The organism is Candidatus Symbiothrix dinenymphae (genome assembly GCF_001431085.1).
In genome coordinates, this window is sequence record NZ_BBRU01000094.1 from 1 (window position 1) to 913 (window position 913).

Sequence of the window (913 nt, forward strand, 5' to 3'; positions counted from 1 at the left end):
TATACTTATAAAGAATATCAATATAATCATATTCCACCCATAGCTTCATCCCAAATTCGCCATTGTCAAAATCATGGTCATAAGCACCCTGCACCGACGCACCCTGCGCCGACGCACTCTGCACGCCACACACCGCGAAAAGCACAATCCCTAAAAGTAATCTTTTTATCATATCCTTAATTTATCAGTTACCAGTTTCCAGTTACCAGTTACCAGTTACCAGTTTCCCAGCGGTAACTGGTAACTGGTAACTGGTAACTGCTGCGTTATTCTTTCACAACTCTTGCCATCAGGCGTTCGCCATCAGTGGTTTCTACTGTCACCAGATGCACGCCCGGTGCCAAGCTTGCTACATTCACTTCTCTGTAGGCGGCATTCACCTCCTCCTCGCGCTGTTCTAAACGGCCGCCGGTGTCGTAGAGGCTGATGCTGCGCAGTATTTTGCCGTTCGCTGACACTACGCTTAGGCTGTTTTTCACTTTCGTGGGGTAGATGCGGATGTTTTCGCCCATGCTTAGCGAATGCAATGCTATCACATGCGGCGCCTTCACTGCACCCAATATCGCATCGCTCTGATACCTCTCTTCCTGCATCACCTCGCGCTCAACACCTTTTGTCGCATCAAACACTCGGAACGTGAGCGGCACATCTGCATCGCCTGCTACCGAGATGAACAGCATCCCTTTGTCGTTAGTCTTCGCCACACCGCGGCATTCCTCGCCTGCAAACACGGCTACCTCCGCACGAGTGAGTAGCTCCTCATTATCCCGCACTTCGGCTATGATGCTCATGTTGCCGGAATATTGCGCTACGCTGACAGGCTTCCAATGTGTCGGCTCGACGGTTGCGGTCGCCGCCGTTGCGGCGGGGTGGGGGGGGGGGGGGGGTGGGGGCGGCGCGGGCGGGGCAAGGG

At 53.7% G+C, this 913-nt stretch carries 1 protein-coding gene; it reads right to left on the reverse strand.

What is annotated here, in order from left to right:
• Positions 1–266: 266 nt before the first annotated feature.
• A partial coding sequence (locus ASC50_RS01475; protein ID WP_158648261.1) for a T9SS type A sorting domain-containing protein occupies positions 267–913 on the reverse strand: 647 nt, incomplete at its 5' end.